17 protein-coding genes and 1 tRNA gene are annotated in these 17,989 nt (G+C 68.3%); 12 read left to right on the plus strand and 6 right to left on the minus strand.

Annotation, left to right across the window (positions count from 1 at the left end; translation table 11 throughout):
* The first annotated feature begins 133 nt into the window (after positions 1–133).
* The 6 genes from GN330_RS10860 to GN330_RS10885 are packed head-to-tail and all read left to right on the plus strand — an operon-like array spanning position 134 to position 7,180.
* On the plus strand, positions 134–991 hold the full coding sequence (locus GN330_RS10860) for an FAD binding domain-containing protein (protein WP_156712669.1): 858 nt from the start codon (positions 134–136) through the stop codon (positions 989–991).
* Positions 988–3,747 carry a molybdopterin-dependent oxidoreductase gene (locus GN330_RS10865; protein WP_425487159.1) on the plus strand — a complete coding sequence of 920 codons (2,760 nt, stop codon included), beginning with the start codon at positions 988–990 and terminating at the stop codon, positions 3,745–3,747. The genes GN330_RS10860 and GN330_RS10865 overlap by 4 nt, the downstream gene beginning before the upstream one ends.
* Positions 3,744–5,273, plus strand: coding sequence for a 6-hydroxynicotinate reductase (locus GN330_RS10870; RefSeq protein WP_156712671.1), 1,530 nt, complete (start codon positions 3,744–3,746; stop codon positions 5,271–5,273). The genes GN330_RS10865 and GN330_RS10870 overlap by 4 nt, the downstream gene beginning before the upstream one ends.
* Positions 5,270–6,148, plus strand: a complete 879-nt coding sequence (locus tag GN330_RS10875; protein WP_156712672.1) for a UPF0280 family protein — start codon at positions 5,270–5,272, stop codon at positions 6,146–6,148. Before GN330_RS10870 ends, GN330_RS10875 begins: the two co-directional genes overlap by 4 nt.
* Positions 6,141–6,725 (plus strand): amino acid synthesis family protein, encoded by a 585-nt coding sequence (locus GN330_RS10880; protein ID WP_156712673.1) that lies wholly within the window; start codon positions 6,141–6,143, stop codon positions 6,723–6,725. Before GN330_RS10875 ends, GN330_RS10880 begins: the two co-directional genes overlap by 8 nt.
* Positions 6,722–7,180, plus strand: a complete 459-nt coding sequence (locus GN330_RS10885) for a MarR family winged helix-turn-helix transcriptional regulator (protein ID WP_156712674.1) — start codon at positions 6,722–6,724, stop codon at positions 7,178–7,180. Before GN330_RS10880 ends, GN330_RS10885 begins: the two co-directional genes overlap by 4 nt.
* 49 nt (positions 7,181–7,229) lie before the next feature.
* Here the strand turns inward: GN330_RS10885 and GN330_RS10890 are convergent, their stop codons facing one another.
* The 3 genes from GN330_RS10890 to gph all read right to left on the minus strand — a co-directional run bounded on the left by GN330_RS10890 (position 7,230) and on the right by gph (position 9,116).
* The gene (locus GN330_RS10890) at positions 7,230–8,084 is read right to left on the minus strand and encodes a polysaccharide deacetylase family protein (RefSeq protein ID WP_156712675.1); all 855 of its coding nucleotides are present in this window, start codon (positions 8,082–8,084) and stop codon (positions 7,230–7,232) included.
* A 193-nt stretch (positions 8,085–8,277) separates the two neighbouring features.
* Positions 8,278–8,352, minus strand: a tRNA-Val gene (locus tag GN330_RS10895).
* Between the two features lie 71 nt (positions 8,353–8,423).
* Complete coding sequence (gene gph, locus GN330_RS10900) at positions 8,424–9,116, minus strand: phosphoglycolate phosphatase (RefSeq protein WP_156712676.1); 693 nt, start codon at positions 9,114–9,116, stop codon at positions 8,424–8,426.
* Between the two features lie 173 nt (positions 9,117–9,289).
* Here gph and rpiA point away from each other — a divergent pair, with 173 nt between their 5' ends.
* From rpiA to GN330_RS10925, 5 genes are all read left to right on the plus strand, one after another.
* A complete protein-coding gene (gene rpiA, locus GN330_RS10905; RefSeq protein ID WP_156712677.1) occupies positions 9,290–9,988 on the plus strand; it encodes a ribose-5-phosphate isomerase RpiA in 699 nt (232 codons plus the stop codon).
* Between the two features lie 19 nt (positions 9,989–10,007).
* The gene (locus GN330_RS10910) at positions 10,008–10,574 is read left to right on the plus strand and encodes a DUF2059 domain-containing protein (protein WP_246188610.1); all 567 of its coding nucleotides are present in this window, start codon (positions 10,008–10,010) and stop codon (positions 10,572–10,574) included.
* Positions 10,575–10,732: 158 nt separating this feature from the next.
* Positions 10,733–12,121, plus strand: coding sequence for a glutathione-disulfide reductase (gor, locus tag GN330_RS10915; protein WP_156712678.1), 1,389 nt, complete (start codon positions 10,733–10,735; stop codon positions 12,119–12,121).
* Between the two features lie 205 nt (positions 12,122–12,326).
* Positions 12,327–13,322, plus strand: coding sequence for a tRNA dihydrouridine(20/20a) synthase DusA (dusA, locus tag GN330_RS10920; RefSeq protein ID WP_156712679.1), 996 nt, complete (start codon positions 12,327–12,329; stop codon positions 13,320–13,322).
* Positions 13,323–13,474: 152 nt separating this feature from the next.
* Positions 13,475–14,302, plus strand: a complete 828-nt coding sequence (locus GN330_RS10925; RefSeq protein ID WP_343040542.1) for a sulfite exporter TauE/SafE family protein — start codon at positions 13,475–13,477, stop codon at positions 14,300–14,302.
* A gap of 4 nt (positions 14,303–14,306) precedes the next feature.
* Here GN330_RS10925 and GN330_RS10930 read toward each other — a convergent pair whose 3' ends face one another.
* Both GN330_RS10930 and GN330_RS10935 read right to left on the minus strand, forming a co-directional pair.
* Positions 14,307–15,002, minus strand: coding sequence for a retropepsin-like aspartic protease family protein (locus tag GN330_RS10930; RefSeq protein ID WP_156712680.1), 696 nt, complete (start codon positions 15,000–15,002; stop codon positions 14,307–14,309).
* Between the two features lie 3 nt (positions 15,003–15,005).
* Positions 15,006–15,239 carry a DUF1289 domain-containing protein gene (locus GN330_RS10935; RefSeq protein ID WP_156712681.1) on the minus strand — a complete coding sequence of 78 codons (234 nt, stop codon included), beginning with the start codon at positions 15,237–15,239 and terminating at the stop codon, positions 15,006–15,008.
* A gap of 174 nt (positions 15,240–15,413) precedes the next feature.
* Here GN330_RS10935 and GN330_RS10940 point away from each other — a divergent pair, with 174 nt between their 5' ends.
* Positions 15,414–16,412 (plus strand): nicotinate-nucleotide--dimethylbenzimidazole phosphoribosyltransferase, encoded by a 999-nt coding sequence (locus GN330_RS10940; RefSeq protein WP_156712682.1) that lies wholly within the window; start codon positions 15,414–15,416, stop codon positions 16,410–16,412.
* Positions 16,413–16,416: 4 nt separating this feature from the next.
* Here the strand turns inward: GN330_RS10940 and GN330_RS10945 are convergent, their stop codons facing one another.
* Entirely contained in the window at positions 16,417–17,937 is a 1,521-nt protein-coding gene (locus tag GN330_RS10945; RefSeq protein ID WP_156712683.1) for a sensor histidine kinase, read from the minus strand.
* Positions 17,938–17,989 lie beyond the last annotated feature (52 nt).

Consider the following 17,989-nt stretch of genomic DNA (forward strand, 5'->3'; position numbering starts at 1 on the left):
GCGCGACCGGCGCCATGGTGACCGTAGCGGCCGGCTTTGACAAGTCACGGCGGACTGATATCATTTGCATACGAATGAATTTGCCGCGCCGGAAACGCCTGTTCGAAACCGGCGGCTATGAGGGAAAACCCCGTTGGCAAACTACGCCCGACCGCAGACGCTGGAGGAGGCTCTCGATCTGCTCGCAAAGGGGCGGTGGCGGGTCCTGGCCGGCGGCACCGATTTCTATCCCGGGCAGGGCGCGCGCCCGATCCGCGAAAACATTCTCGACATCAACCGGCTCGACGACCTGCGCGGTATCGCCCGGACGGACGACGCCTATGTCGTGGGCGCCCGCACCACATGGTCCGAGCTGATCGCCCACGATCTGCCGCCTTCCTTCGACGCGCTGAAAGCGGCCGCGCGCGAGGTCGGCTCGGTCCAGATCCAGAACGCGGCCACGGTGGCCGGCAATCTGTGCAACGCTTCGCCGGCCGCCGACGGCGTGCCGCCACTGCTGGTGCTCGACGCCAGTGTGGAAATTGCCGCCCGGGCCGGCCGGCGCCGGGTGCCGCTCGACGCCTTCGTGCGCGGCAATCGCGAGACCGCGCTGGCGCCGGACGAAATGGTGGTCGCCCTTGTCGTGCCAAGGGCCGCAACAGCCGGAAGCAGCGGTTTCGTCAAGCTCGGGGCGCGGCGTTATCTGGTGATCTCGATCGCGATGGCGGCCGCGCGCGTCGCGTTGGCCGAAGACGGCACGATCGGCGAGATCGCGCTGGCGCTCGGCGCCTGCTCGCCCGTCGCCCGGCGCATGACGACGCTTGAAAAGGCGCTGCGCGGCCGCCGCCCGGACGCAGCGCTCGCCTTCGGCCCCGACCAGCTTGTCGAATTGTCGCCGATCGACGACGTCCGCGCCAGCGCCGCCTATCGGCGCGAAGCGGCCGCCGAGATCCTGCGCCGTGCAATCCGGCAGGCCTGCGACGATGGCGCGGGCAAGGAGAAGGCAGCGTGAGCCCGGTGTGCGAAACGATCGGCTTTACCCTCAACGGCGCGCCGGTTTCAGCCGACGTCTCGCCGGTGGCCAGGCTTTCCGCCGTGCTGCGCGACGAACTCGGCGCGACAGGCACCAAGCTCGGCTGCGACGCCGGCGATTGCGGCGCCTGCACGGTGCTTGTCGACGGCGAGGCGGTCTGCGCCTGCCTGATGCCGGCCGCGACCGCCGCGGGCCGGCGCGTCACCACGGTGGAAGGGCTCGCCAACGGCCGGCTGTCGGCCTTGCAGGCCTCGTTCCTGCGTCACGGCGCGGCCCAGTGCGGTATCTGCACGCCGGGCTTTCTGGTCGCCGCGACCGCGCTCCTGGACCGCAATCCCGCCCCGAGCGAGGAAGACGTGCGCGATGCGCTCGGCGGCGTGTTGTGCCGCTGCACCGGCTACCGCAAGATCATCGCCGCCGTGATGGGCGCCGGTCTGCCCGAAACCGGTCGCGAGAGCCCGCCGCCCGAAACCGGTCGCGCGGTCGGCGCGGCGGTCATACGCCTCGACGGGGTGGCCAAGGTGACGGGCACCGACAGGTTCGGCGCCGACGAACGACCGGCCGACGCGCTGTCGGTGCTGGTGATCCGCTCGCCGCACTGGCATGCAAGATTCCGCTTTGGCGATCTGAAGCGCTTCGTGGCCGAACGGCCGGGCCTCGCCGCCGTTTTCACCGCCGCCGACATTCCCGGTCGCAACCGCTTCGGCGTCATCGGCCCGTTTGCCGACCAGCCGGCGCTGGCCGAGGGCACCGCGCGGTTTCGCGGCGAGGCGGTGGCGCTGGTCGCCGGCGAGCCGGCGACGATCGCGACCCTCGACCCGGCCGAATTTCCGGTCGACTGGCACGAACTGCCGCATGTGCTCGACCCGGCCGAAGCCGTCGCGAAAGGAGCCGGACGCGTGCACGATGATCGTCCGGGCAATATCCTGACGCAGGGCCTGGTCGTACGCGGCGATGCCGAGGCCGCGATCGCGGCCGCGGCGGTGTCGGTCTCGGGCACGATCGAGACCGCCTATGTCGAGCACGCCTATATCGAGCCGGAAGCGGGCTATGCGCTGCTTGACGGCGACACGCTGGTCGTCAGGGCGTGCACGCAGGCGCCCTATATGGACCGCGACGACACCGCCGCCGTGCTCGGCCTGCCGCCGGACAAGGTGCGTATCGTGCCGGCGGCGACCGGCGGCGGGTTCGGTTCCAAGCTCGACGTCTCGCTGCAGCCGCTGGTCGGGCTGGTGGCGCTGAAGACCGGGCGGCCGGCAGTGCTTGCCTATACGCGCGCCGACTCGATGGCCTCGACCACCAAGCGCCACCCCGCCTCAATGCGCGCCACGCTGGCCGCCAATGCCGACGGACGCATCGCCGGGCTGGCGTTTGCCGGCGATTTCAACACCGGCGCCTATGCGAGCTGGGGGCCGACGGTCGCCAACCGCGTGCCGGTGCATGCCTGCGGGCCCTATCTGACGCCCAATTATCGCGCCAGCGCGCGGGCGATCCACACCAACGGCCCGGTCGCCGGCGCGTTTCGCGGCTTCGGCGTGCCGCAGGCCACCATCATGCTGGAAACGCTCTACGACGCGCTCGCCGCGAAACTCGGCATCGACCGGCTGGAGCTGCGACGCCGCAACGCGCTCGCCGACGGCGACAGGACCGCGACCGGGCAGGTGCTGGCGTCCGGCGTCGGCATCGGCGCCTGCCTGGCCGCGCTCGAACCGCATTGGCGGCGCGCGCTGGCCGACGCCGAAACCGCCAACGCGGCGGCCGGCGACGGTCCGGTGCGGCGCGGCGTCGGCATCGCGTCGTGCTGGTATGGCTGCGGCAACACCTCGTTGCCCAACCCCTCCACGATCCGGGTCGGCATATCGGCCGCCGGCCTTGTTGTGCTGCATCAGGGCGCGGTCGATATCGGCCAGGGCTCCAACACGGTGATCGCCCAGATCTGCGCCGACGCCGCCGGCCTGCCGCTGGCCGCCTTCAGCCTCGTCGACGGCGATACCGGGAAGACGCCCGACGCCGGCAAGACCTCGGCCTCGCGCCAGACCTATGTCAGCGGCAAGGCGGCCGAAAAGGCCGGCCGTGCCCTGCGCGAAAAAATCCTGCGTTATGCCAATGTCTCGCCCGGCGCGGCCGTGGACCTCGACGCCGGCCTGCTCGTCGTGCGCGAGGGCGAGGCGCGCCGGCAAATCGCGCTCGACACGCTGCCGCTCGATGCGCGCGGCTACGTGTTTTCGGCCGAGGAGAGCTACGACCCGCCGACGACGGCGCTCGACGAAAACGGGCAGGGCGTGCCCTACGCCGTCTACGGCTACGGCGCGCAGATCGTCGAACTCGCGGTCGACCGCAGCCTCGGCACGGTCGCGCTTTTGAAAATCACCGCCGCGCACGATGTCGGCCGCGCCATCAACCCGCAACTGGCCGAAGGCCAGATCGAGGGCGGCATCGCGCAGGGGATCGGCATGGCGCTGATGGAGGATTACGTGCCCGGCCGCACGGAAAACCTGCACGACTATCTGATCCCGACTATCGGCGACGTGCCGCCGATCGAGACCATTCTGGTCGAAATCGCCGACCCGGAAGGCCCGTTCGGCGCCAAGGGGCTGGGCGAGCACGTGCTGATCCCGACCGCGCCGGCGATCCTGAACGCAATCCGCGACGCCACCGGCGTTTTGGTGGACAGGCTGCCGGCGACGCCGAGCCGGGTTCTGGCCGCGATCCACGCGGCGGAGGCGGGGCGATGAGCGAATTGTCGGAACGGTTCGAACCGTCGCCCGAAAGGCCCGATGCCAGCGGCGAAAAAATCCGCTGCGATGCCTGTCCGGTGATGTGCTACATCGCCGACGGGCGCACCGGCGCCTGCGACCGCTACGGCAATGTCGGCGGCAAGATCGTGCGCACCGATCCGCTGACCATCCTGCACCACGCCGCCGAGGAGGGCACGCCGCTGGTGCCGTTCCTCGACCCGGAGGAGCCCTGGGACGGCGAACTGGTCAACACCGGCCGCCGCTTCGTCTCCGCGATCGGCGCCGGCACCACCTATCCCGACTACAAACCCGCCCCCTTCATCGTCAGCCAGGAGGTCGAGGGTGTCGATCTGGTGACCGTGGTGACGGAAGGGATTTTTTCCTATTGCGGGGTCAAGGTAAAGATCGACACCGACCGCCATATCGGGCCCGAGACGGCGACGGTGCGGGCGAAGGGCGAGCCGGTCGGCCACGTCACGACCGCCGAATACGGTTCGCAGATGCTCTCGCTCGGCGGGGTGCGCCACTTGACTGGCGGCTCCAAGGCCGAGGGACGGGTGACCTGCGACACGCTGTTGGCGCTGTGCAACCGCCAGCCGGTCGAACTGACGATCGACGACGGCGCGACGCTGGTTGTGGAGGCCGGCAAGGCGCCGGTGATCGACGGCCGCCAGGAACAGCGCATGCGGGTCGGCTGCGGTTCGGCGACGATCGGCATGTTCGCCAGCCAGTGGCGCGACCTGGTCGACGAGGTGGTGGTGGTCGACGACCACATCACCGGCGTGGTGTCGGAACACCAGGCCGGCAAGGTGCTTGGCTGGCCCGACACCGGCATCAAGATCATCGGCCGACGCTCCACGCCCGGCCGCTATTTCAAAGTCTCCGAACCCGGCCTCGGCTGGGGCGGCACCACCATCGCCGACCCGCTGGAGATTCTCGGCCCCTTCAACGCCAGGAAGGGCGCCCGGCCCGGCCTGTCGCTCTTGATGGTGTCGACGACCGGCGAGCAATTCGCCTATTATGAGCTCGACCAGCACTTAAAGCCGGTAACGAAGCCTTTTCCAGATCGATTGAAGAAATCCGTCGATCTTATTGAAGACAATTGCGAACCGGCTTTATGTACCGTGCTGTTCATGGGCGGTGCCGGCGGGTCGCTCCGCGCCGGCGTGACAGAAAACCCGGTCAATCTCACCCGCTCGGTCCAGGGCCTGAACACCTATGTCACCTGTGGCGGCGCGCCGGTCTATGTCTGGCCGGGCGGCGGCATCACCATCATGGTCGACGTCACCCGCATGCCGCAAAACGCCTTCGGCTACGTGCCGACGCCGGCGCTGGTGGCGCCGGTCGAATTCACCCTGCGCCGCGACGACTATATCCGGCTCGGCGGTTACGCCGACGAGATCCGTTCGGTCGATGACATTTTGGCGCGCGGCGGCGCGTATCACAATCCGCGCCGGGATACACCCGCGCCGCGCGGCAATCCCTGGCCGCCGCTCCGCCAGCGGCGGCGGGAACGGCGATGAGCGGGCCGCGGATCGCTTGGCTGCCGGACGGGCGGCGCCTGCACATGCAGCACGGCCCGATCGACCTGATCGTCGAGGCGTTCGGCGCGCCGGCCGAGCGCGCGGCCGGCTACCGGCAGGCGGCGGCCCGCTTTTCCACCGTGCTCGACGAGCTGGCCGGCGAGCTCGGCGCCCTGCGCGCGCCGTCGACAAACACCCCGCGCCATTTTGCCGGCGCCACCGCGCGCCGGATGGAGCAGGCGGCGTGCCCGCATGCCGGCCGTTTCGTCACCCCGATGGCCGCCGTCGCCGGCGCGGTCGCTGACGAGGTGCTGGCCGCGCTGGTGACCGGGCGCGAACTGGAGCGGGCCTATGTCAACAATGGCGGCGACAGCGCCGTCTTCCTTGCGCCCGGGCAAATGATCCGTCTTGCCGTCGCTGGCACCGGGCACGGTTTTTCCGACCGGGTGACGATCGACGCCGACGATCCGGTGCGCGGGATCGCGACCTCGGGCTGGCGCGGCCGCAGCCATTCGCTGGGTATCGCCGACGCCGTCACCGTTTTGGCCGCCAACGCGGCCGCAGCCGACGTCGCCGCGACCCTGATCGCCAACGCCGTCGACCTGCCGGGACATCCCGCGATCGCGCGCGCGCCGGCCAATACGCTTTCGCCCGACAGCGATCTCGGCGCGCGGCCGGTCACGACCGGCGTCGGCGCGCTCGATGCGGCGGAGATCGACACGGCGCTGGCGCGCGGTCTCGCCGCGGCGGAAACCTGCCGCGCGCGCGGCCTGATCGCCGCAGCGGCGCTTTTTCTTTGCGGCGCCTGCCGCCTGTGCGGCTCCATCGGCACCATGCCTGCCGGGGCCTTTCAAGGAGATTTGCTTGATGCCTGACTTTCCGATCCGCAAGCTGGCGGTGTTTTTCGAGGAGATCGTCCACGACGGCGGACCGGTCGCGGCTGCGCCACGCCGGCGCGCGGCGGCGATGGCGCTGGTCAAGAACCCGTTCGCCGGCAAATATGCAGAAGACATCGAAGCGGCGATGGACGATCTCAAGCCGCTCGGGGCCGAACTGACGGAACGGTTGATCGCCGCGCTCGGCGGCGACGCCGAAAAAATCGACGGCTACGGCAAGGGCGCGATCGTCGGCACGCAGGGCGAGATCGAGCACGGCGCGCTCTGGCACGTGCCGGGCGGCTATGCGATGCGCGAGCGATTGCCGAAATCAATGGCGATCGTGCCCTCGGCGATGAAGGTGGCAGGCTTCGGCGCCACGCTCGACATTCCGCTCGGCCACGCCAACGCCGCCTATGTGCGCAGCCATTTCGACGCCATCACCGTCAGCGCGCCCGACGGGCCGCGCCCCGACGAAATCCTGTTCTGCCTGGCGATGAGCTGCGGCGGGCGCGTCCACGCCCGCGTGGGCGGCCTGGCGGCCGGGGACGTCACGGGACTGGACGGGTTGAGATGAGCGTCGAGGCGAAGGCCGCGCCGTTCGCCGGACCGGCGGCGGCGGAAAAAGCCTATAGGCTTGAAGAGCATATCGGTTTCGTGCTGCGCAAGGCCAACCAGCGCCATCTGGCGCTGTTTTCCGCCCGCATCTCCGACCTGACGCCGCCGCAATTCGCCGCGCTCGCCAGGCTGGAGGAGGTCGGCGAGGCCTCGCAGAACCAGCTCGGCGGCCTGATCGCCATGGACGCGGCGACGATCAAGGGCGTCATCGACCGGCTGAAGGCGCGCGGGCTGGTCGAGATCGACACGCACAAGGAGGACCGACGCCGGCTGGTCGTGCGGCTGAGTGCCGAGGGGCGTGACACGTTGGCGCGATTGCGGCTGCTTGCGTTTGCGATCACCGAAGAGACGCTGGCGCCGCTTACCGGGCGTGAGCGCGCCAGCTTGATGCGGCTCTTGGCCAAGATCGGCTAGCTGTGGGCTTTCGGGAGATTGCCTATCCGGACCGGACGGGGGAGGCCCGTCAGTCCGTTTCGGCCGAGGCGACCAGCAGGCCGCCGCCCGCGCCGGGCGCCAGGTGCACCACCTTGTAGCCGCCGGTCTTGAGATCGGAGAGCAGGCCCGGCAGCATCGCCGCCGTGCGCGGGTGGATGTCGTGCATCAAAATGACGCCGGAGCCGCGCTGGCGCAGCCGCGTCAGCGTGCGGGCGCGGATCGCCTGCGGCCCGCTCTTGAAATAGTCCTTGGAATCGATGCTGGCGTCGATCACCACCACGCCCTGGGCGGCGAGGCTGTTGCGCAGCGCGGCGGTCGAGGCGAGATAGGGAAAGCGGAAGAACGGCGCGGCGCGGTAGGGGCCGACCGCGGCCGCCACGCTTTTGCGGCCGCGGTCGATCTGCGCCTGCGCGCTGGCGTGACTGAGGCTGGCGAGATTGGCGTGGCCTTGCGTGTGCGTGCCGATCGTATGGCCGCGCGCGGCCACCTTGCGCGCCGTCGCCGGATAGGCGTTGGCCATCTGCCCAACCATCAAAAAGGTCGCCTTGACCCCGAAACGGTCGAGTATGTCGAGCACCTTGTCGGTGCGGCCGGGGATCGGCCCGTCGTCGAAGGTCAGCACCACTTCGCCCGGTCGCAGGGCGATGTCAGCGACCCGCGCAACGCGGATCGTGCGCCCGGCCAGCCCGCCAAGCACGCGCGGCAGCTGGTCGGGCCTCAGCATGGCGATTTGCGCGCTCTGCTCGGCGTCGGCCGGCGCGCGCTCCTCGGCGAAGGCGAGGCCGGGACGCTCGCCGGCGGCGAGCTTTTTCGGCGCGTTGGCGCAGCCGGACAAAAAAAGCGCGGCCACGACGCCGCCCACAACCGCCAAACCCGAACGCATGATACGCAACCCATACTGTTGAACGCCGCCAAAAATGCACGCACAGGGTTAAGAGAACGCTAAACCGAGCGGCCGGTTAACCATGCGCAGTAGTGACCGTCGGTACGCCGCGCCCCGGCGCCGTTTGAAACGGCGCGTTAGACGTGCCCGCCGGGGCGGGCAGGAATTTTGGCTGAATTCGTCCGAGGAAAAATGGTGGGCGCGACAGGGATTGAACCTGTGACCCTTCGCGTGTGAAGCGAATGCTCTCCCGCTGAGCTACGCGCCCGCAGGGGCCTGGGCCCCGCGACAGGCGGCGATATAGAGGCGGAGGCTTTGCAAAGTCAAGCGCGCTGTCGCTCAGCCGTCGAGCGTGCCGTCGATCAGGCGCTGGGCAAGCTCGGCGGTCAGCTCGTCGAAATGCGAAATCACCCGCGACGGCTCCAGCGCGCGCACCGGAATGTCGGAATAGCCGTGCTCGACGGCGACGACCGGAATGCCGGCCGCCTTGGCGGTGGCGACGTCGTTGCGCGAATCGCCGATCATCACCGCGCGCCGCGGGTCGGCGCCGGCGAGCGCGATGGTTTCGGTCAGATGGCGCGGGTCCGGCTTGCGGAACGAAAACCGGTCGGCCCCGCATACGGCCGAAAAATAAGCGGTTAGTTTCAGCGCCTCGAGCAGGCGCTCCGTCATCGCCTGCGGCTTGTTGGTGCAGATCGCCAGGGCGAAGCCGGCCGCCGCCAGCCGCTCCAGGGCCGGGGTCGCGCCGTGATAGGGCAGGGAGGTGCCCGGAATCGTGTCGCCGTAATGGGCCAGGAACGTCTCGACCATCAGCGCGGAGGTTTCCGGCTCCAGCCGCACGCGCCGCTCTGCGTGCACACGCTCGATCATTGCCTTGCCGCCGAGCCCGGCGAAGGCTCGCATCGAGGCGGGGCTGACCGGGGCGAGCCCGTGATCGGCGAGCGCGTGGTTGAGGCTGGCGATCAGGTCGGGCGCGGTGTCGATCAGCGTGCCGTCGAGGTCGAACACGATGACGGGGGACGGGCGCTTCATGATGATCGGGTTCCTCGCTGTCGGGTGGCCGGCGGGCTTGGCGAAACCCGGCGATAGCCCGTGCCGGTATCGCCGACAAGGCAATTCGTCGCGCTTGGCGCGCGGGCGGCCTCTTTGACCATCGGATCGGAAGTGCTAGATCAGCGCCACAAAGGGCAGACGGGCTGGATTTCATGGACGCACGATTGCTGAAGATCGAGGCGGCGCGCGCCGCGCTCGCCTATGTCGAGGACGGTGCCACGATCGGCATCGGCACCGGCTCGACGGCGGAGGAATTCGTGCGCCTGCTCGCCGCGCAGGTTGCCGACGGGTTCGTGGTCGTCGGCGTGCCGACCTCCGAGCGCACGGCGCGTCTGTGCGGCGAGCTCGGCGTGCCGCTGACGACGCTGGATGCCGCGCCCCGCCTGTCCGTCACCGTCGACGGCGCCGACGAGATCGGGCCCGACCTTGCCTTGATCAAGGGCGGCGGCGGCGCGCTTTTGCGCGAAAAGATCGTCGCGGCCGCGTCGGACGGCATGGTGGTGATCGCCGACAGCGCCAAGCTGGTCGAGATGCTTGGCCGCTTCGCGCTGCCGATCGAGGTCAACGCCTTCGGTCTTGCCGCGACACGGCTGGCGGTGGAAAAGGCGGCGAGCCGGCTCGGCCTGTCCGGCCCGGTCGCGGTGCGCGGCGGCAAGGACGAGCCTTTCATGACCGATGGCGGCCATATGATCCTGGATGCATCTTTTGGCCGCATTCCCGATCCAAGAGCGCTTTCCAGTACCCTTCACGCCATTCCCGGCGTGGTCGAACACGGATTGTTTCTCGATCTAGCAAGCGTTGCTATCATTGCCGGCGAAAACGGCGTGAGCACCATAAAAGCCACCCGATAGAAAGGGAGTTCTGTCAGTGATGACATCCATGATCCATGCCCGCCGCCTAGCGGCCGCCCTCGGGGCGACACTTATCCTGGCGGTGGCACAGCCGGCCTTTTCGCAGGACGTTTCCGAAAGCCATCTCAAGGCGGCGCGCGCCGCGATCGATTCGCTTGGCGCGACGGAAGAGTTCGACTTCATCCTGCCGGGTGCCGCGCAGTCGCTGAAGGGCGAACTGATCCAGAAGGACCCGAACCTCCAGACCGTGATCGTGGAGACCGTCGACGAGGAGGCGCTCAGGCTCGCCCCGCGCCGCGGCGATCTGGAAAAGGAAGCCGCGCTCGCCTATGCGCGCAACTTCACCGAGGAAGAACTCAACGCCATTGCCGCGTTCTACACCTCGCCGGGCGGCATCGCGTTCAAGACCAAATCGCCACTTGTCACCCGTGACGTGCTCCAGGCCGCCGACATCTGGCAAAAGGGCCTGGCCCGCGATCTGGCCGTGGCCGTCAACGAGGCGCTGAGCAAGAAGACCGCGTCCAGCGAAAACGCGGCGCCCGCCGATCCGGCGCCGGCGAATGACGGCGGCACGGCGTCCGACTAGCCTGCTGCCCGAAAACGCGCCGGTGCCTCGCGTGACGATGTGGCCCGGCGGACGCCGGATTTTTCCGCTTTGGCCCGCTTTGGGAGCATAAGCGGCGTTCCTGTCATGCGCCTGCCGATGTAAGGCGTTTCCAACCGATCTGTTTCGAGGCAGCAATCATGGCCAGTTATGACTACGATCTGTTCGTGATCGGAGGCGGTTCAGGCGGGGTTCGCGCCGGGCGCGTCGCGGCCTCGCTGGGCAAGAAGGTCGCGATCGCGGAGGAATACCGCTATGGCGGCACCTGCGTCATTCGCGGCTGCGTGCCCAAGAAACTGTTCGTCTATGCCTCGCAGTTTCCCGAGCATTTCGAGGACGCGGCCGGCTATGGCTGGAGCGTGCCGGAGGCGCGCTTCGACTGGCCGACGCTCGTCGCCAACAAGGACAGGGAGATCGCGCGGCTGGAGGGGCTCTACCGCAAGGGGCTCGACAATGCCGGCGCGGAAATCTTCGACTGCCGGGCCGAGCTGGTCGACCGCAACACCGTGCGCCTGGTCGGGCTCGACCGCACCGTCACCGCCGGCACCATCCTCGTGGCGACCGGCGGCCGGCCCAACCCGCATGCCGCTTTGCCCGGCCACGAACTGTGCATCTCCTCCAACGAGGCCTTCCATCTCGACACCCTGCCGCGCTCTATCGCGATCGCCGGCGGCGGTTACATCGCGGTCGAGTTCGCCAACATCTTTCACGGGCTCGGCGTGGAGACCACACTGGTCTATCGCGGCAAGGAGATTCTGGGCCGTTTCGACATGGATCTCAGGCGCACGCTGCACGAGACCATGGAGAAAAAAGGGATCCGCATCCTGTGCCATACGATCTTCGACCGGATCGAGCGGCGCGCGGACGGCCGGCTCGACGCCCATCTCCACGACAACGGCCATCTGGTGGTCGACACCGTCATGCTGGCGCTCGGCCGCACGCCCAACACCGCCGGCCTGGGGCTCGAGGCGGCCGGCGTCGCCGTCGGGCCGCGCGGCGAGATCCCGGTCGACCAGTTCTCGCGCACCAATATCGACAATATCTACGCCATTGGCGACGTGACCGATCGGGTGCAACTCACGCCGGTGGCGATCCACGAGGCGATGTGTTTCGTGGAAACGGTCTTCAAGGACAACCCGACCCGCCCCGACCACGACGACGTTGCCACGGCGGTGTTTTCGCAGCCCGAGATCGGCACGGTCGGGCTCGCGGAGGACGAGGCGGTCAAGCGCTTCCGCCATGTCGAGATCTACAAGGCCAGCTTCCGGCCGATGCGCCACACGCTGTCGGGTCGTGATGAAAAGATGATGATGAAGCTGGTCGTCGATGGCGACAGCCGCCGCGTCGTGGGCGCACACATTCTGGGGCCCGACGCCGGCGAGATGGCACAGATCCTGGGCATCGCCGTCAAGGCCAGGCTGACCAAGGAGGATTTCGACCGCACGATGGCCGTCCATCCTTCCGCCGCCGAGGAACTGGTCACAATGTATCAGCCAAGTTATCGCTTGCGCGACGGCGAGCGGCTGTAGAGGCGGGCCCTCCACGGCTTGTTCCCTCTCGAGCCTGGGTGAGCGCCCGGAGAGTTTAGGCCGCCGTGTGGCCGCTACCGATCGTTGATGGTTTCACGATCGTCGCCATTTGGTGCGTGGAAACATCGAAAGTGGTACAAGCCTGTGCAATCTGGTCAAAACCCGGTGCGTGCAAGCTCGGCCGACTTCGTGGCAAATATAAATAATGCAATATAATCAGCATTTTAAATTGGCCATCGCGCCCATGATGGACTGGACGGACCGTCATTGCCGCTATTTTCATCGGCAATTGTCCCGTCGCGCGCTGCTCTACACCGAAATGGTGGTGGCCGATGCCATCCTGCACGGCGACCGGGCGCGTCTACTCGGCTTTCATCCCGACGAGCATCCCGTGGCGCTGCAACTCGGCGGATCGGAGCCGGAAAAACTCGCCGAGGCCGCCGCGATCGCAGCCGGGTTCGGCTATGACGAGGTCAACCTCAATGTCGGCTGTCCCTCCGATCGCGTCCAGTCCGGCACGTTCGGCGCCTGCCTGATGAAGCAGCCGGCGCTGGTCGGCGCCTGCGTGGCGGCGATGAAGGCGACCTGCATCGTGCCGGTGACGGTCAAGTGCCGGCTCGGCGTCGACGACCAGGACACCGGGCCCGCGCTCGACGCGCTCGCCGACGCCGTCTTTGCCGCCGGCGCCGACGCGCTTTGGGTGCACGCCCGCAAGGCTTGGCTCGAAGGGCTGAGCCCGAAGGAAAACCGCGACGTGCCGCCGCTCGACTACCCGCGCGTCTACCGCCTCAAGCAGCGTCTGCCCGACCGTTTCATCGGCATCAACGGCGGCATTGGCACCCTGGCCGAGGCGTCCGCGCATCTTTCCCATGTCGATGGCGTCATGCTCGGCCGCGCCGCCTACCACCAGCCCGCAATGCTGGCCGGGGCCGACCGGCTGATCTTCGGTGAGGCGTGCGCGCCCGTCGCGCTTGGCGATGTCGTGGCGGCGATGGCTGGCTACGCGGCCGCCCATATCGAACGCGGCGGCCGGCTTGCCCATGTCACCCGCCACATGGTCGGCCTGTGCCACGGCCTGCCGGGCGCGCGCCGTTTCAGGCAGATCCTGTCGAGCGAGGCGACCAGGCCGGGCGCCGGCCCCGAGGTGCTTTTGCGTGCCTTTGCCGCCGTCGACCAGGGGGCGGCCGACAAGGCCGCGTGAACCAAGCTGGCATCCGGCGGCGTCGACACCACCGCGGTCGGGCCGCCTGCCGGCAGCGAAATCCGCCACGCGCCAAACCCTAACTGTCCACAGGTCCCGGAGCGATTTACATTCCCGCGCCGCAAGGCTAGCCCTGCGCACGGAGAACGCTCGTGAATGATTTGCCGATCAGCGATATTGTCAGCCTGGCCTTGGGCGCTGCCGCAGCCGGCGCCGTGTCGGGGCTGTTGGCCGGACTGTTCGGCATTGGCGGCGGCGCGGTGCTGGTGCCGATCTTCTACCAGGCGCTCGGCGCGCTCGGTGTCGACGAGGCCGTGCGCATGCATGTCGCCGTCGGCACCTCGCTCGCCATCATCGTGCCGACCTCGCTGCGCTCCTTCCAGGCCCATTTCGCGCGCGGGGCGGTCGATGTCGCGCTGTTGCGCAGTTTCGTCGTCGCCGTTCCGGCCGGCGTGGTGGTGGCGAGCCTGATCGCCGCTTCGATCTCCAGCGCCGGCTTGCGCATCGTGTTTGCCGCCATCGCGCTCTCTGTCGGTCTGAGGCTGTTGTTCAATCGCGCCCACTGGCGCCTGGGCGATCGCGTTCCCGGCAATCCCTGGCGGGCGCTGATCGGTTTTCTGATCGGGCTCTTGTCGACGCTGATGGGCATTGGCGGCGGTGTCATGAACAACACTTTCATGACGCTTTACGGCCGTCCGATCCATCAGGCCGTGGCCACGTCGGCCGGCGTCGGCGTGTTGATCGCCATTCCCGGCTCGATCGGTTACGTCTGGGCCGGCTGGGGCAATCCGCTACTGCCGGTCGGCTCGACCGGTTTCGTCAACTGGATCGCCCTGGCGCTGATCTTTCCGGTCACCATCCTCGCCGCGCCGCTCGGCGTCAGGCTGTCGCACGCGCTCAAACGGCGCCATCTGGAAATCGGATTCGGCCTGTTCATGCTGGTGGTGGCGGCGCGCTTCGCCTGGAGCCTGGTGGGCTGAAGCGTCAGTCGCGCAGGATCATCACGTCGCCGCGCACCTCGAAGCCGGCCAGCGTTTCCAGGAAATTCATCCCGAGCAGGCTCTGCCCCAGCGCGCCGGGTGCTGCGACCAGCACGGCAAGTCCATTGCGCTCGATCGGGCCGAGCGTGATCGAGTCGACCGAGGTTGCCGCCGCCCGCGCGATGCCGTTGGCGGTCGAGACCGGGACGCGGAAGGAAAGCGTCGCCACGTCGATGCCGGCCCGGCCGGCATCCGCAGCCGTCAGCACGGTCGAGGTGGCGCCGGTGTCGACGACGAAATGGACCGTGGCGCCGTCGACTTGGGCGCGGGCGCCGAAATGGCCGTCGCCGCGCTTGTCGAGCCTCACAGCGCTGCCGCCCTCGATCGAAATCGGGCTGCCGGGCACGATCCCGGCGGTGATGCGACTGGCGACATCCTGCAGCTCGTAGCGATATTGGTAGCCGGCCACCAGCGTCAGGATGATGAACAGCCACACCGCGATGTTGCGGGCGATGTCGCCGAGCGGCATGCGCGTGGCGATGATGGAGGCTGCCAGAACGATGCCCCAGACCCCGAGATAAAGCGTGCGGGCGAAAACGCTGTCGTCGATGCCGAACACCGTGCCGCGGTCGCCGCTGGTCACCAGCAGGATGAGCCCGCCACCGATGATGGCGATGATGATCCAAAACAGCCGTGACATCGTTCAGCCTGCCGCGCCGCGCGTGCGTGCCATGCGCGCACGCTTGGTCTCGCGCCGCGGCTTGCGCTCGATCGTCTCCAGCCGGGCCGGCAGTTCGCCCATTACCTGGCAGCGCGCCTCGGCCGTCATCGCGATCCATCGGGCGATTTCGTCGCGCGTGCGCCCGCAGCCGAAGCAATAGCCGGTCTTGAAGTCGATCGAGCAGACCAGGATGCAGGGCGATTCGATCGCGGTCATCAAAAATCCTTTCGAGCCTCGACGCACATGGGACAGTTTCCCGGCGCGCGCAAGAGCGTTTGCGTCGCGCCGCCGCTACCCGGGCGGTCCACGCGGTGCGGCGCTGGTGGCCATTGTCGCGCGCGCGGCGGGACGCTATGCCGGGCGACGTAGGATCACAGTTTCGGGTTTTTCATGACGACCGGCTTGCCTTTCGACGACTTCCGCAATCTGCTGCGCGGCCTGCCGCGCGCCGACGAGGCGCCAGCCGATGCCGCGCGCGTGCGGCTCGACGAGCTGAAACCGGCCGACGGGCTTGGCATGTTGGCCGAAACGGCGATCTGGCTCGCGCGCGCAAGCCAGCGCATGCCGCCGGTCGTGACCCGGCCGCAGCTTGCGTTGTTTGCCGGCACGCATGGCGTTGCCCGCCACGGTGTGTCGGCGCGCGCGCCGTCCTGGACCGCGGCGATGGTCGAGCACTGCGCCGCCGGCGGCGCCGCGGTCAACCAGGCCTGCCTGGCCGGCGATATCGCGCTGAAAGTCTTCGATCTGGCGCTCGACTTGCCGACCGGCGACATCACCGTCGAAGCCGCCTTCGACGAACACGGCTGTGCGGCGACCATGGCTTTCGGCATGGAGGCGGCGAGCGCGGACACTAGCCTGCTCGCGCTTGGCGATTTCAGTGTCGGCGGCCCGGTTGCCGCGGCTTGCGTGCTGGCCGCGCTGCTTGGCGGGACCGGCCGGGACTGGGCGACAGCCGCCACCGAAGCCGGCGAGGGGAGGCTCGATCGCGCCGACGCCGCGATCGACGCCGCGCTTGCATGCCATGCCGGCCACCTGCGCGACCCGCTCGAAGTGCTGCGCCGGCTCGGTGGCCGCGAGATCGCGGCGATTGCCGGCGCGATCGTGTCCGCGCGTGTCCAAAACATTCCCGTCATCCTCGACGGGCTTGCGGCTCTCGCCGCCGCCGCCGTGCTGCATGCGCTTAATGCCGAGGCGGTGACGCATTGCCGCCTGGCCGCGTCGGCCCCCGACGGGCCTCCGGCGGATGTGAGCGAGCGGATAGCGCTAAGGCCGGTGCTTGCCGCGCAGGATATTCCCGGCGGTGGGATCGCTGGTACGCTTGCCGTCGGCATGGTCAGGACGGCGACGCTCTGCCTGTCGGGCATGCGCCCTATGCCCGCGCCCGTCTGAGGGATCAGGCCGCGCTCGCCTTCCTGGCGTGTGCGGTGCCCGTCGCGAGCGACGCCATGACGCGTGACGCCGGAAAGATCGCGATCGCCTCGGTGCCCAGGCGCAGCTTGGAGCGCAATTCGAACCGCCCGCCATGAATATCCAAAAGCCCCTGGACGATGGGAAGCCCGAGCCCGGTACCCTGTTCGGCGCTCTTGATGGCGATCGAGCCCTGACCGAAAGCCGACAGCACGACCGGAATCTCCTCGGCGGGGATGCCCGGGCCGTTGTCGCGCACCGAGATATATTGTCCACCGCCGGCGGTCCAGCCGGCGCGCACTCTGATTTCGCCGCCGGTCGGCGCGAATTTGATCGCGTTCGACAACAGGTTCAAGGTGATCTGGCGCACCGCCCGCTCGTCGGCATGAAGTTGCGGCAGGTCGGGCTCGAACTCACGCACGATGTGCAGATCCTTGTTGCGCGCCTTCAACTCGACCAGATTGCAACACTCCTCGACCGTGCGGGCGATGTCGACCGGCTCTTCCTTCAGCTTGTAGCGCCCGGCCTCGATGCGCGATATGTCGAGGATCTCGTTGATCAAGGCCAGCAGATGATGGCCCGAATCGTGAATGCTGCGCGCGTAGTCGCGATAGGTCTCGTTCTCGAGCGGCCCCAGAACCTGTTCGGCCATCACCTCCGAAAAACCCAGTATCGCGTTGAGCGGCGTACGCAATTCGTGACTCATCGAGGCCAAAAACCGCGACTTGGCGAGATTGGCTTCCTCGGCGCGCCGACGCGCCTCGTCGGAGATCGATTTCGCCGTCTCGAGTTCGGCGATCAGCCCGTCCTTCTCGGTGCGGAACGACAACAACATCACTGCCGAGCGGTGCAAATGGCCGGCGATGTAGGAAAAAAACGGCAGCGACGCGGCCAGAAGACCGGCCATGGCGGCATCGACCGGGTTCCACAGATTCACCGCAAGCCCGATATAGGCCACGACCGGCAGGGCGAAGGTCGCCAGAAGCGCGCCGCGCAGCGCATAAGCCAGGATCGCGGTGGCGGCGACAGCAAACAGCAGCACCACACCCTTGACGGTGGAAAACTGGTCGATCTGACAGGCCTCGCAGCTCAAGAGCGCGAACCACGTCCAGCACAGCCCGGTGACCGCATGGGCGACCAAAAGCAGAACCCGCACCGACGACACGTCGATATCGGTTACCTCCTTTTTGGCGATGTGGGCGGCGAACAGCCCGAGCCCGGCATAGGCGACCGCAGTCAGTGCCGCCCAGAAGGCTACTTGCGGCCCCATGCCGGCGACAAGGCCGGCGGCGGCGACCGCGGCCGCCAGCACAGGCAACACCGCGGTGCGACCGGTCAGCGCGCCTGCATGCAGGCGCAACATTTCCCGGTCGAAGGCGGGATTGCCGGGTTGCTGGGAAAGCCGGTCGCGGGTTTGCCTCACCGTCCGCGCAAGGTCGGCGTTGCGGTGGGCCTTGGTGCGGTCCACAATGTTCTTGTCCGCCATGGTGGAGCGTCTTGGCGCCATCGGAACCGGGTTTTCCAGATCTGGATCAACATCGGAGAATTACTTCCGAATG

The sequence above is a fragment of the Nitratireductor arenosus genome (assembly GCF_009742725.1).
In the GTDB taxonomy this organism is placed as follows: Bacteria; Pseudomonadota; Alphaproteobacteria; order Rhizobiales; family Rhizobiaceae; genus Mangrovimarina; species Mangrovimarina arenosa.